Source organism: Rhizobium sp. R711, assembly GCF_002211365.1.
In the GTDB taxonomy this organism is placed as follows: Bacteria; Pseudomonadota; Alphaproteobacteria; order Rhizobiales; family Rhizobiaceae; genus Rhizobium.
Map to the genome: position 1 here is coordinate 79,152 of NZ_LOKZ01000001.1, position 13,475 is coordinate 92,626.

Annotated in this window: 9 protein-coding genes and 1 pseudogene; 4 read left to right on the top strand and 6 right to left on the bottom strand. The window is 59.4% G+C overall.

The window, feature by feature from the left end; all coding sequences use genetic code 11:
- Positions 1-3: 3 nt before the first annotated feature.
- Complete coding sequence (locus ATY80_RS00355) at positions 4-918, bottom strand: ABC transporter permease (RefSeq protein ID WP_088690538.1); 915 nt, start codon at positions 916-918, stop codon at positions 4-6.
- A 174-nt stretch (positions 919-1,092) separates the two neighbouring features.
- Positions 1,093-1,953 (bottom strand): DMT family transporter, encoded by an 861-nt coding sequence (locus tag ATY80_RS00360; RefSeq protein WP_088690539.1) that lies wholly within the window; start codon positions 1,951-1,953, stop codon positions 1,093-1,095.
- Between the two features lie 375 nt (positions 1,954-2,328).
- Here ATY80_RS00360 and ATY80_RS29270 point away from each other — a divergent pair.
- A pseudogene (locus ATY80_RS29270) lies at positions 2,329-2,512 on the top strand (integrase); the annotation flags it as partial.
- A 39-nt stretch (positions 2,513-2,551) separates the two neighbouring features.
- On the opposite strand, the gene ATY80_RS00365 reads toward ATY80_RS29270, so the two are convergent.
- The 4 genes from ATY80_RS00365 to ATY80_RS00380 form a co-directional block, all read right to left on the bottom strand.
- Positions 2,552-3,898: an HlyD family type I secretion periplasmic adaptor subunit gene (locus tag ATY80_RS00365; protein WP_088690540.1), complete on the bottom strand. Its 1,347-nt coding sequence runs from the start codon at positions 3,896-3,898 to the stop codon at positions 2,552-2,554.
- Positions 3,895-5,625, bottom strand: coding sequence for a type I secretion system permease/ATPase (locus ATY80_RS00370; protein WP_088690541.1), 1,731 nt, complete (start codon positions 5,623-5,625; stop codon positions 3,895-3,897). The genes ATY80_RS00365 and ATY80_RS00370 overlap by 4 nt, the downstream gene beginning before the upstream one ends.
- 135 nt (positions 5,626-5,760) lie before the next feature.
- Positions 5,761-6,999 (bottom strand): hypothetical protein, encoded by a 1,239-nt coding sequence (locus ATY80_RS00375; RefSeq protein ID WP_141105528.1) that lies wholly within the window; start codon positions 6,997-6,999, stop codon positions 5,761-5,763.
- A gap of 409 nt (positions 7,000-7,408) precedes the next feature.
- Positions 7,409-8,308 (bottom strand): LysR family transcriptional regulator, encoded by a 900-nt coding sequence (locus tag ATY80_RS00380; protein ID WP_088690543.1) that lies wholly within the window; start codon positions 8,306-8,308, stop codon positions 7,409-7,411.
- Between the two features lie 72 nt (positions 8,309-8,380).
- Between ATY80_RS00380 and ATY80_RS00385 the strand changes: the two genes are divergently transcribed.
- From ATY80_RS00385 to lhgO, 3 genes are all read left to right on the top strand, one after another.
- Positions 8,381-11,239: an FAD-binding and (Fe-S)-binding domain-containing protein gene (locus ATY80_RS00385; protein WP_088691431.1), complete on the top strand. Its 2,859-nt coding sequence runs from the start codon at positions 8,381-8,383 to the stop codon at positions 11,237-11,239.
- Positions 11,240-11,272: 33 nt separating this feature from the next.
- Positions 11,273-11,725, top strand: a complete 453-nt coding sequence (locus ATY80_RS00390) for an Lrp/AsnC family transcriptional regulator (protein ID WP_088690544.1) — start codon at positions 11,273-11,275, stop codon at positions 11,723-11,725.
- Between the two features lie 120 nt (positions 11,726-11,845).
- On the top strand, positions 11,846-13,081 hold the full coding sequence (gene lhgO / locus ATY80_RS00395; RefSeq protein WP_088690545.1) for an L-2-hydroxyglutarate oxidase: 1,236 nt from the start codon (positions 11,846-11,848) through the stop codon (positions 13,079-13,081).
- The last annotated feature ends 394 nt before the right edge of the window (positions 13,082-13,475 follow it).

Consider the following 13,475-nt stretch of genomic DNA (forward strand, 5'->3'; position numbering starts at 1 on the left):
CGCTCAATACCGAATTCGCGGATCGAGGAGCGCGTAGGCTAGGTCGATCAGCAGGTTCATGAAGAAGATTGCCAACGCGGAAACCATGATGGCTGCGAGAACGACGCTAAAGTCGCGAAGAAGAATCGAGTCGATCATCAACTTTCCGATGCCGGGAAACCCGAACACCGTTTCGACCACAACCGCCCCGTTCAGGATCGACGCCGCCTGGTCCCCTATCACGGTAATCACGGGCAGCATCGCGTTGCGCAATCCGTGAACGAAGATGATCTTTTTGGATCGGACACCCTTCGCGCGCGCCGTTTTCACATAGGCGGATGAAAGCACGTTGATCATCGATCCGCGCACGACCTGCAGGATCAGGCCGAAGGGCCGCACGAACAGGACACTGACCGGTAGGATCCAGTGGGCCGCCGAACCGGTGCCGGACGTCGGAAGCCAATGCAGGTTGACCGCGAATATGACGATCGCGACGATCGCCAGCCAGAAGTCCGGCGCCGATGCTCCCACCAGCGAGAAGAACGTGGCCATCCGATCGAACAGGCCGCCGATGCGGAACGCGGCAAGCGATCCGATAACGATGGCGGCCAATGTCACGATCGTCATCGTGATGAACGCGAGCCAGAGCGTCCAGCCGAAGGCGTCGAGAACCACGTCCATGGCCGGCCTCGCCTGTCGCAGGGAACCGCCAAAGTTCAAATGGAGAAGGTCGGAGGCATATCGACCAAATTGGATGATCAAAGGATCGTTGAAACCGTGAAGTTCCCGGAACTCATTCCGCACTTCGGCCGACGCATCGAGCGGCAAGTAGAGATTTGTAGGATCTCCGGTCAGCCGCGAAAGAAAAAACACGAGGATGACCAGACCGAGCAGCGAGACTGCGCTCGCGATCGCTCGTTTGCCTAGGAACGTTTTCAAATGCAACTCCTCCCGGGGGCGCGTTTTGGACGTCGACGTCGGCGTCTCCACCCACCCAGAAGAAGCCGTTAACACCAAACCCGGCCAGCCATTCGGCCCCGAGCAAGTGAAATATTAGTGCGTCTGAAATTTTTGTGAACCATTTTTTTAACAAACCGAGAGTCCAACTGGGGTTTATCGGCGAAGGAAGCGCGCTCCTCCTGTCGCGACAAGGGTCGCTCCGAAGATCACCGCGCCACCCGTCCAGGTCGCCACCGTGGCCTGTTCTCCAAAGAAAACAAAGGCCAGCGCTGCCACGATGGGCAGCCTCAAGAAATCGAACGGCGCCAGGAACGAGGCGCTCGCACGACCGAACGCTCTCGTGATGATCGACATGTTCACGGCCCCAATTGCTCCCTGAAGGGCCAACAGACCGATCAGGGGCATGGTCGGCACGGCCAAGACCGGCAACATTGCCAGAAAGGCGAGAGGAACCGTGACGAGAAGATTCCATGCAACCAGCTGATCCGTCGAATCGCTGAGTGCCATTCGTCTCAGGATCAACTGGCTCGCCGCGGTAAGGATTGCGCCCGCAAGCGCGAACAGAAGCCAGGGGTCGAAGCTTGCCGAGCCAGGCTTGATGATCAGGACGATGCCGATGAATCCTGCGACGATGCTGGTGATGGTGGCAAGACCTACCCTCTCTTTGAGAAACAGCCACGCGCCCAACACGAGGAATACCGGCATCGTGAAGTTGATCGCAGTCGCGTCTGCGAGCGGGGCGTGTGCGAAAGCAATGAAGAGGCTGATGAGCGACGCGAGCTTCAGACTGGCACGCACGACATGCCAAAACCGATAGGGCGAAGCCCTGAGGGTGACGCGGGAAACCATCCAGGGAAGAATGACCAGTAGTCCGAAAAACGACCTGAAAAAGCCTATCATGAGCGGGTGGACTTCGCCGGCAAGCGACCTCACGACAACCGCGTCCAGGCTGTTCAGAACCGCTGCCAGGACCATCAGCGAGGCCGCAAGAAGGGTGCGTTCTCGCGATATCATTAACTCGTGATCCCAGTCATTCTCTGTGGCGCGACGTCGTTGGGCAGTGTCTTTTTCGATTGCACGGCAAGCGCCTCAATTGCTCGTTGGGGACAGCAAGAATTCGCGCGGCATCGCTATAAATTTCGCTTTGGCAGCATTTCCCGCGATCCGCGCACACGCGTACGAGCGTAGCGACCTGACGCCGGGAACCGCAATATCAGAGGACAAACCAATGTTGCCAAAACCTGGAAGCTAACAACCATTCATCGAGAAGGGCATGGTGTCGTCAGCTCTGGCGGGAGGCCGAGGAATGGCGCCGCGGGCCACCCCAGCAAACCGTAGGAGGTCGAGGACAGATTGCATGCGAAGGCTGTTGCGCGTCGACGTCAAGATGCGCCAGATATAATTCGCGTCGCCTGACCTCCTGGTCGATCCTCACGCGCTGGCGCGAGTGGGCCGGAGAGTTTTTGGCGCCATCGCTGAAGACGGCATCGCGGCTGGCCGCCCGGGCCGCACAGCGGCTACACTGCCGCAAGATCAAAAAGCAGCGATCGGCGATATTCTGGCGAAATTGCTGGCCATTCGAGGACCGTATCGCCTATCAGCCTTAGGCACTCTACCGCTCTCGGAACGAGGTATGAAGGTTCGACAGCAATGGTCCGAGGAGATATTGGAGTGCCGAGCGCCCTTCTGTCGCGATCATCACGCTTGCCGGCATGCCGGGATAGAGCTGGACGTTCGGAGCCGCCAACAGCTCCTTTGGATCAACGTCTACCGATACCGCGTAGTAGGGTACCTGGCTCCGTTCGTCCGTGAGGCGGTCCGCGGAGATGCCCGCGACCTTCCCATGGATGATGGGGAGGGTCTTCTGCTTGTAGGACGTGAAGTGGACTTCCGTGTCCATGTCGGGTTTCACGTCCGCCACGTCCTCCACCCTGATGCGTGCCTCGATGGTGAGAGGAGAGTTGTCCGGAACGATTTCGAGCAGCGTCTCGCCGGGGCGTACGACCTGGCCTTCGTTGAAAAACTTGAGGTCGACGACCGTTCCATCGGCGGGAGAGCGGATCTGCGTGTGTTCCAGCGTCGCTCGTGCAGCTTCGAGACGAGGCGTGATTTCGGCGAGGCGCGTGCGCACGTCCCGCAGCTCTTTTGCAATGTCTCCCTTGCGCTCGTTGGAAAGGTTCTCAATCTGAGCCGTCACCTCGGCGATGGATTGGCGCGACACCGCGGCGGCGGTCAGTTGCGCGTCCAGATCGCCGCGCAGTCCGCTTTCGGCCCGCTCCAACTCGTTGAGGCGGGTCCTTGTCGCAATACCCTTCTTGACGAGACGTTCCTGTATCTCGCGGTCCGCAGCATAGCTTTGCAGGCGCTCGTTTACGGCGCGTTTCTGCGCTTCGACGCCGTCGAGCTGCATCTGGAACTGAAGCATCTTCTTCGTCAGTACCTCGCCTTCGCCAGCCAATGCAGAGCGCCTGACGTTGAATTCGTTGACCTGCTCCTGAAGGATGTCGGCCACGGTCGGGTTCCGCGATCCCGACAGGCTGGCCGGCAGGACCACCGATGGCGCATTCGTCGCCTCCGCGACAAGCCGTGCCTCCACGGCGAGATACTGTATCTGCTGCTTTTCCAGTATCTCGACCTGCGCTCTCGCCTGCGTGTCGTCGAACACGGCCAGCAGGTCCGCTTGGCGAACATGGCTCCCCTCGCGAATACCGAGCCGCCGGATCGTGCCGCCGTCTTGATGCTGGATACTCTTTCGATTGCCCTGAACCTTGACCAGCCCGTCGCCCATGACTGCGGCATTCAGCGGCGCGAATGCAGCCCACGTGCCGAGGCAGCCGAAGAAGCCAAGTATGATGAACCACCCGACCCGGGCCGCCGGCCAAAAATCGTCGTCTGGTCGTTGCGTTTTCGGCTTCGGCGCTCCCCGCGAGGCGGAGGGGGTGAGAGCGGTACTTATCATTCTGCACCTGTTATTGCTGGAAGCGGGTGCTGGCTGGCATGGATGACCTTGATGTTCGGGCGGCTGGACGCCGGCGGCGCCAGGAAGCGCCGCATCAGCTCATCCCGATCTCCGAACGCCTCGACGAGGCCATCTTTGACGACCAGGAGCTTGTCCACTGCGGCGATCGTCGCACTTCTGTGAGAAATAACGACGACGGTGCGACCGTGCTCCTTGAGGCGAAGCATGCACTCCTTCAGCGCCTGATCGCCTGCCGTATCGAGGTTCGAGCTTGGTTCGTCGAGCACCACAAGGTTCGGCAATCCATACACCGCGCGCGCAAGACCAATGCGCTGACGTGTTCCGCCCGACAGCATAGCCCCACCGGGACCGAGGCGCGTGTCATAGCCCTGCGGAAGCCGAAGGATCAGTTCGTGCACACCCGCCATCATGGCCGCTTCGACGATCAAATGGTCATCGCCTGCCTCGAAGCGACAGATGTTTGCCGCGATTGTGTCAGGAAAGAGCTCTACGTCCTGCGGCATGTAGCCGAGATAGCGGCCGAGTTGCGATTTTGGCCACTGCGCGATATCGGCTCCGTCCAGCCTTACCGATCCGGCCGAGGGCGGCATGACACCGATGAGGAGCCGGGCGAGTGTCGATTTTCCCGCCCCAGAGGGCCCTATAACGCCAAGCGACTCACCGGCTTCGAGGCGGAAGGACAGACCCTTGAGGATTGGCTTCTGGCTCCCTGCGGCAAAAATCGCGTTTTCGACGCTCAACGTTCCTTTGGGTCTTGGCAGCGAAAGTCCCTGCCGTTCGGGCGGCACGGCGGCCAGCAGCCGGTCGATGCGGGCATACGCGTCGCGGGCGGAAACGAAGCTGCGCCAATGCGCCACGACCTGCTCGATCGGTTGGAGCGCGCGTCCCAAAAGCATGGAGCCTGCAAACATGATGCCCGCGGTCGCCATGCGCTCGATGACGAGGAAGGCACCCAGCCCAAGCACCAGCGACTGCATCGACATCCTGACGAACTTGATGATGCCGCCGATGAAACCGCCTCGATCACTCGCCTGCAACTGACGATGAAGCATGAGATTGCGGTCGTCGGACCAACGGACGATCAGGTTGGTCGCCATTCCCATGGCGTTGACGGCTTCGGCGTTGCGCAAACTTATGTCGGTGAACGCGTAGTTCCGGTTCGAGGCGTCTCCTGCCTCGCTGAGGGACTTGCGCAGGACCAGCTCGTTCATGACCGCGAGCGAGCCGATCACCACCCCTCCGCAAAGCGCGAACGCGCCAAGCAGGGGATGAAGGAGAAAAAGGACGACGAGGTAAATCGGCACCCACGGAAGGTCGAAAAGGGCGGTGACGCCGCCGCCTGTCGCGAATTGCCGGATCGTGTCGAGATCCCGCAATGGTTGGCTGCGCGACTCCGGGCGCTCCAATGATGCTAGCAGGAGCCGCTGCGACAGAAGTGCGTCCATTCGGATGCCCGCACGGCTGAGAATGCGACCGCGCACCATATCCAGACCGACCAGGCAGACATAGGCGACAAGAAGTATCAGGCTCAGCATGACCAGCGTGGTGACGCTGCCGCTCGACATGACGCGGTCGTAGACCTGCAGCATGTAGATCGGCCCGGCCAGATACAGCAGGTTGACCGCCAAGCTGAAAAAGCCAGCGACGTGGTAGTACCGTCGCAACTGGTGGGCGATCGCCCTTAATTCCGGATTCCTGATCATCATCGCCCGCAACGCTCGAGCCGATGCTCCTTTTGAAGATCGGCCACATACAGAAAGGGGCCGTGTCATTGCTTGATGACACGTTGCCCTCGGGGAGCGGAGGGCGCGTTGGCGTCCTCCGCCTGTTCGATGTGATGATCAGGCCCAGTGCCAGTAGTCGTAATTGTAATCGAGGGCAACCTTCACGCCATCGGTGGGCTCAGTCTGACCGTTGAAGCCGATGTTGTAGTCAACCTTGTTGTCGTTCAGGGCACCGTCGAGCAAAGTGCGGCTCTCCGTGGTGGCGGTTTCGTCGAGATTGACAGCGCCACCCACAAATTCCACCGTGTTGCCGTCGGAGACGGTGACCTTCTCATTCCCCGTCAACCCGCTTTCCGTCGCGGTCAGTTTGGCCGAAGTGATGGTGAAATCGAATCCGTCTTGCTGTTCGGCGAAGGTCGGGGTCAGGACGTTGCCGTTGAGGTTACCGCCACCGGCCGTCGAATCCGACCGAAGATAAGTCTGCTCGACATGGCCCGTCCCGCTGGCCTGATAAATGTCGGCAGTGCCCTCGATGTCGATGTAGGCGGTATTGGAGACCGTATGACCGTTGCCGTCATTGATATCGTAGGTGACAGACAGTCCCAGATGGTCGCCTGCCTTCAGCCCGTCCAGATCACGGTGGTTCTGATCGATGACGAGATTGCCGTCGACGATCGAGATGTAGCTCGGCTGGGTGATTTCGATGTGATCCTTGTCGAAGAAATGATAGCTGCCCGTCGTCAGCGTGTCTCCGTCAGGATCGGATGCGCCTTCCAGCAGATTTACGACCTTGTGGTCTTCGACGGTGCCGTTGCTGAGGACATGGCCCGCGTCGTAGGTCGACTGCGTCTCAGTCGCCGTCACATGGATTTCGGAAACGGTCGGTGCCTCGTTCGGCTTGGGCGGGTTCGCCCAGTCGGCGTGGTAATCTTCAGGCGCGTGCGTCGAGGTGTAGAACTCCCGCGTATGGTACTGTCCGTTTTTCCCAGAATCCTTCCAGGTTTCGGTGTCGAGACCGCCGAGCATGTCCTTGATCGAAATGGATACGCCATTGACGAGGACCGTCGGGTCGGGGTCTTTGATCGCACTGCCAAGAACGGCACCCGTCTTGCTCTGCGCAGAGCCTTGCAGGTCGGCGAGTTGGAAATTGCCCGAAGAGATCGCGTCGACGACGGCCTTTGCTGCGTCAAGGGAGACGCCAGGCTGTTTTGAATAGATGAAGCCCACGTAGTCCGCCAGCGCCTTCACTTCGGCTGACAGAGCGGCCTCATAGCTCGATGAGAGTTGCCCCTGGAACGACGCAGTATTATTAGCGTTGTACCCGTTATGTGCAAAATCTGTAGTAAAAAAATCCATTTACTGCCCCCAGATGGGCCACGCTCCCCAATATCTTCGCGCGACCACGTTAATCACCCGGCAACTATATTTTTCAGAACTTTACCGTCAACAGCTTTATTTGGGCATACTTAATTATACAGGATCGCATCAAGAAACCCTCGGACACGACTATATTCTACAAAGCACCACCAAAATGCCCGAGGTCGACCTTCGGGCTCCAGGGTCCGGAACGGTTCTGACCATTGCGAGCGTTTTATGGTTGAACATTGTTACGCGGCCACGTGGCGGATAATGCTCGTACGCGATGCATAACCTGCCGCAAGATCCGATCGTTCCTCATCCACGGGGTGGCTTCTGGCGCTGCGATGGCAGACCACATCGTTACATCGATGCGAGAGAGCATAGATGCGAGCTTGTGAGTAAGTCTTCATGAGAGATAGCTGATGAAACGTTCCGCAGCCGGAGGAAGAGTTGAGCGGCTGCGCGTCAGCAGGTAGAGGGAGCGCACGAGGCTGAAATCGGCAATTGGGCGAAAGACGATATCGTCGCTTTGGATGACTTTTGCTGCGTGCAGGGGCAGCAATGCGACACCGGCATTGCGACTGATCAAGGTCAGTTGCGCGATGGTGCTGAAAGTCTGTATGCGACCGACCGTGAGGCTCGATGGCAATCCAGGGCAATCGGCAAGCATCCTTGCAATGCCGGCCTGTCGATCGAGCGCGATCACATCCTGTGGATTGATATCGGCCAGGACAATCCGACGTGATGACCGCGCAAGATGATGATCCCGATGGCAAACGAGGCCAAACGGATCCTCGCTGATCTTTCGTCCCTCCAATTCGCCCGATTCAAAGCCTGGCCCGGCAAGGGCGAAATCGAGCGTTTTGTTGATCACCATGCCGGCCAAGCGCTCGGCCACGTCATCATGGACGACAATGTCAATTCCCGGGTGCTCGGCGCGAAACTTCGCAATCGCCTCCGAGAGCGGGGTCAGGACGGCTGAGGGCGCTGCACCAATCGCCACGCGGCCGCGTTTGAGGCCGCCGACTTGTCTAAGGTTTGTCAGCGAAAGCTCGAAACGATCGAGAAGGTCGCGAGCCCCCTCGAGGAACGCTTCGCCGGCTTCTGTCGCGGTTACCGGACGCGTCTTTCGATCGAAGAGCGCTGTTTGGCACTCGACTTCGAGTATCCGGATCGTCTCGGTCAGGGCAGACGGCACGACGCCAAGCCGCCGCGCCGCCCGGCTGAAGGATCCTTCCTCCATGACAGTGAGCGCCGCGCGAAGATGGCGGAGGCCTATGTTCGTATTTTCTGAAAACACTTTCATATGTTTCTAATTATATGAACTCTCCAATTGTGGTTCAATACCGGCTTTCCACATTTATCCGGATCGACCGCGATGCTACACCAAACTGTCAACACAAAATCCTATCATGTTGCTCTTGAACGGCTTCGCCCCCTGCTGACAGACGCGGGATTTCGAGGCGACATCGCAGCCGATGCCGCACTGAAGGCGGCCATGTCGACGGACAACAGCATTTACACCATCATGCCGGATATCGTTGTTGCTCCACGTGACGGCGACGACGTTCGACGGCTGATGCGCGTCCTCGATGCGGAGGATCTGCGGGGCGTTCCCGTGACAGCGCGCGGCGGCGGCACGGGTACGAATGGCCAGAGCCTGAACACCGGCATCATCGTCGATTTTCAAAAGCACATGAACCGTCTCCTGAACGTGAACGTCGAGGAGCAATGGGTGGAGGTTGAGCCCGGCATCGTTCTTGACGAGTTGAACGCGCAACTGGCGGCGACCGGCCTGTTCTTCGCGCCGACGACCTCGACGGCAAGCCGCTGTACGATCGGCGGCATGGTCAGCACGGATGCATCCGGAAAAGGATCGAGGCACTACGGCAAGACCGGCGACAACGTGCTTGGAATGGAGATCGTCCTTGATGGCGGCCGAACACTGGATAGTACGACGCCGGCACCTGATTGGGCGACGGCCATGCTGTCTGAGATCGAAGAGGCTTGCACGTCTGGCCGTGATGCCCTGCTCGACCGGGTCCCGGCGCTTTCGCGAAGGTTTACCGGATATGACCTTGAGCGCGCAAAACAACCGGAACGCGATCTCCAATGGTGGCGCCTGCCGATCGGTGCGGAGGGCACGCTCGGACTGGTCACGCGGGTGCGTCTGCGCCTGTTGCGCAAGCCGAAATTCAAGCGACTGGTCGTCATTGGCTTTCAGACATTCGCCGCGGCGCTGGATGCCGGAAGCGCCCTCCTCGCGCATGATCCCCTGGCAATCGAGGTCATGGACGAATGGGTACAGGCCCTTGCCGACAAGGCCGGAATTCTGCAAGCTCTGCCTGCCAGCCTGCGTGCTCGTGATGGCCAGCCGATCGCCTACAATTTCGTCGAGTTCGTCGCAGACGACGAGGCAGAGCTGATGCGGCGGGTCGAAGCGCTGCGAAAGAGCGCACTGACGCTTGCCGGTGCAATCGCAAGCCACGTCGCCATTGACGATATCGAAATGGCAGCACTCTGGCAGGTCAGGGCGGCAAGCGTTGGCTTGCTCGGCAAGATCAGTGGCACTCGCCGACCGATCGCTTTTGTCGAGGACTGCGTCGTGCCTGTCGAACACCTTGCACCCTTCGTAAAGGACTTCACGGCGCTGTTGAGCGGCAATGGCCTGACCTATGGCATGTACGGGCACGTCGACGTCGGCTGTCTGCATATCCGACCCGCGCTCAATATCGATCGCGAGGAAGACCGGGCAATCATGAAGTCGATTTCGGACGGCGTCTTCGAATTGACGCGCCGGCACGGCGGTATTTTCTGGGGAGAGCACGGCAAGGGCGTGCGTGGCGCCTATCTGGCGGAGTTCGTCGGCGCTGTCGCATATGATGCGTTTTGCCGTGTCAAACGGGCATTCGACCCACAACATCGTTTCAATCCCGGCAAGCTCGTCGGTGATCCGGGGTCTCTTCTGGGCATCGAGACAACTCCGTTTCGCAGCGTCAATACCGAGGAGAACGATCCTCTCAGCCTTGCCTTCAAGTGCAACGGCAATGCTCAGTGCCTGAGCTACCAGCGCAGCAACGTCATGTGCCCGTCGTTCAAGGTGACACGGGATCTGCGCCACTCTCCAAAGGGCCGTGCCGACGCTCTCAGGCACTGGCATCAGGCGCATCGGCAAGCTTGCGTGACCGAAGAGCTGGAGGGCGATGTCCTGTCCGCGCTCGACGGATGCCTTGGCTGCAAGGCCTGCGCCACAAGCTGTCCGGTACAGGTCGACATACCGGAGATGAAATCGCATTTCCTCGATCGGCTCCATTTCAAGCGCCGGCGTGCGCTTGCCGACAAGGCAGCGCTGCTGCTGGAGGAATACTCCCCCATCGTCGTCCGTTTGCGAAAGTCCGCGGCGGCATTTGCAAGGCTCGTCAACCCGTTGATGGAAAAATTCGCCGGACTGCGCGACCTGCCCCACCTGGCCTTTGATGACGTGGGCAAGGGTGGGTATCGGACGTTTGGCGCCAAGGCGATCGCCAAACGTCAATGGCATGAGAACACGGTCTTTATCTGGCAGGATCCGTTTACGAGCCTTTTTGACACCAAGGCCGCATTGGCACTCGCAGACGGGCTTCGTGGCTTCGGCTATCGCCCGGCCTTCGTGGCCATGCGCCCGGGCGGCAAGGCAGCCCATGTTCTTGGCGACAGAGCCCGCTTCGTCAGGCAGGCGCGGAAGCTTCGATTGGCAATCGACACGGTTGGAGCATCCGGACGACCGATGGTGGGCGTCGATCCGGCCTTCGTCATGATGATCCGGCAGGAATGTCCAAAGGCCGGCCTGACGGGCCAGCCGGTGATGTTGATTCAGGAGTTCCTGGACAAGGAAATCGCACGGGGGCGCGCCCTGCCGAAACTGGCCACGGCACGGCTGCCGCGCAAACTGTTCCTTCACTGCAGCGAAAATGCCGACGCCGGAGCGACGGCCTGGAAGTCGGTCTTTGCCGCATTCGGCGCACCGGTTGAAATTGCCGCTACCGGATGCTGCGGTATGGCCGGGTTGTTCGGCCATCAAGAGCGGCACCAAGCCCTCAGCAGAGCCACGTTCGACCTTTCCTGGAAAGGACAGCTGCAGGGCGAAGAGGAGGCAATGATTTCCGGCTTCTCATGCCGTTGCCAGACGAAGCGATTCTCTTCTATTCGGGGGGCACATCCTATGCGATGGATGGCCGATGCGATCTGTGCCGAGTGACGCCAGCCTGCGGCGCGAATAGATGAGGCGATAATGTATGAGATTGATGCCCTCGACCGCAAAATCATCCGGCAGTTGCGGTTGAACTCCCGTATATCCAATGTCGATCTCGGCAAGGAGGTCGGCCTGTCCGCCTCGGCTTGCCTGCGCCGGATTGCGCTCATGGAAAAAGCTGGAATTATAAAGGGATATACAACGCTTATTGATGTGCTTGGTGAGGAAGCCATTGCCGTGATCATCCAAATCACGCTGGAGCGTCAGACAGAAGAATATCTGAACCGCTTTGAAGCGGCCGTCCGCAAATACCCGGAAATACGCGAGTGCTTCCTGATGACGGGCGGCTCGGACTACCTCTTGCGCATCGACGTCGAAAGTGCCGGCGCTTTTGAAAGGATCCACAAGGAGATCCTTTCGGTCCTGCCCGGTGTACTGCGCATCAATTCCAGTTTCTCCATCCGCAATGTACTGTCGGCGCGTCAAAAGTAGATAGTTGAGCTCCGAGGCGGCGATTTGGGCTGTCGTCGCACCTTACGCCATAAGGATCGCAAGACGGCGCGGCGCGTCAATGCTAGCCTGGCAACGGGTCAGTCGGATTTGGGTAAAAGCATGTATGACTATTGCATCATTGGAGGTGGCATCGTCGGCTTGGCGGTTGCCATGGCGCTTCAGCAAAAAATACCTGGCGCCAGGATCGTCGTCCTCGAAAAAGAGACGGAACTTGCAAGACACCAGACGGGTCACAACAGTGGCGTCATCCATGCCGGCATCTATTATGCACCGGGCTCACTGAAGGCGAAACTCTGCCGCGAGGGGGCGGAAGCGACCAAGCGCTTCTGCAGCGAAAATCGCATTCCCTTTGAAACCTGCGGGAAATTGTTGGTTGCGACCGACGACAGGCAAACGCAGCGGATGGAGACGCTCGAGGAAAGAGCGCGCAACAATGCCATCGACCATACCAGATTGTCGACGGCAAAGCTGCGAGCCGACGAGCCCAATATCGCCGGTCTCGGCGCCCTCCTCGTTCACTCCACGGGCATTGTCGACTATGCGGTTGTCTGCCGCGCCATGGCGCGAAAATTCGAGGAAGGAGGCGGTGAAATCAGGCGCGGTGTGGCTGTCAGGACGATTGACGAGCGAGAAAAAAACGTGCGCATCGAAAGCGCCTCCGGAACGGTGGAAGCGCACAGACTGGTTGCCTGCGCCGGTCTCCAGTCCGACCGCATTGCCTTGATGGCCGGCGTGAAGATCGAGCATCGGATCGTGCCGTTCCGCGGCGAATATTACACATTGCCGGCTTCCAAAGCGAAGGTGACGCAGCGCCTGATCTATCCGATTCCCGACCCGGACCTGCCGTTCCTTGGCATCCACCTGACGCGAACGATCGATGGCGGCATGACAGTTGGACCGAACGCCGTACTTGGCTTTGCGCGCGAAGGCTACGGCAAAGGCAGTTTTGTACTCAAGGACGTCGCCGGCATGGCATCGTTTCCCGGCTTCTGGAAAATGGCGCGGAAGAACTGGCGTTCGGCGATGTCCGAATTTGCCAACTCCGCATCACGGGCTCGTTATCTGGAGGAATGCCGGAAATATTGCCCTTCGCTGACGATCGACGACCTGCAAAAGCCACAGGCTGGCATACGCGCGCAGGCGGTGATGGCCGACGGAAGCTTGGTGCACGACTTCCTCTTCAGTGAAACCGAACGCATGCTGCATGTGTGCAACGCCCCCTCGCCCGCAGCGACCTCGGCCATCCCGATCGGCCGCATGATCGTCGATCGGCTCCTCGAAGGCAGCACCGCGACGATCAGGGCCTCCCCCGCCAGCAAGGAGGCCCGACCTTAGGCTTTAGGGTCGTATGGCCAGGTGAGGTCAACCGGTGAGGTGATCCACGCGACCTTAGCTTGCGACCTCGAGACTTTTCCGATCGTGGGTCGGATCCGCAGCGTTTGCTTTGCCTGGATGATTGAAAACGTCTCCAACCCCCTTGCGGCCCGCGCCGCTGACGCAAATCGCTTCCCCCGCAAGCCCATGGCTGTCTTGAACCCCAACATTGACGTCCTTGGGGGCAGATTAGATGGAAATGCATGGGCCGAGCATCAAGCAACAATGAATCGGAAGACAAAAAAGTATCGGTATGCAGGAGCAAATGTGGTGGAGCGGTCTGTCATGTCCGGCTAAACTTCTTTTAGGGTCGCGGGATGAAACCGGAAGAGCTTCACCCGCCTGGACCTGATAA

Bases quoted from the DNA above. Each gene is read 5' to 3' on its own strand.
- ATY80_RS00360 (WP_088690539.1), bottom strand. From the start codon at position 1,953: ATGATATCGCGAGAACGCACCCTTCTTGCGGCCTCGCTGATGGTCCTG.
- ATY80_RS00375 (WP_141105528.1), bottom strand. From the start codon at position 6,999: ATGGATTTTTTTACTACAGATTTTGCACATAACGGGTACAACGCTAAT.
- ATY80_RS00380 (WP_088690543.1), bottom strand. From the start codon at position 8,308: ATGAAAGTGTTTTCAGAAAATACGAACATAGGCCTCCGCCATCTTCGC.
- lhgO (WP_088690545.1), top strand. From the start codon at position 11,846: ATGTATGACTATTGCATCATTGGAGGTGGCATCGTCGGCTTGGCGGTT.
- ATY80_RS00390 (WP_088690544.1), top strand. From the start codon at position 11,273: ATGTATGAGATTGATGCCCTCGACCGCAAAATCATCCGGCAGTTGCGG.
- ATY80_RS00385 (WP_088691431.1), top strand. From the start codon at position 8,381: ATGCTACACCAAACTGTCAACACAAAATCCTATCATGTTGCTCTTGAA.
- ATY80_RS00370 (WP_088690541.1), bottom strand. From the start codon at position 5,625: ATGATGATCAGGAATCCGGAATTAAGGGCGATCGCCCACCAGTTGCGA.
- ATY80_RS00365 (WP_088690540.1), bottom strand. From the start codon at position 3,898: ATGATAAGTACCGCTCTCACCCCCTCCGCCTCGCGGGGAGCGCCGAAG.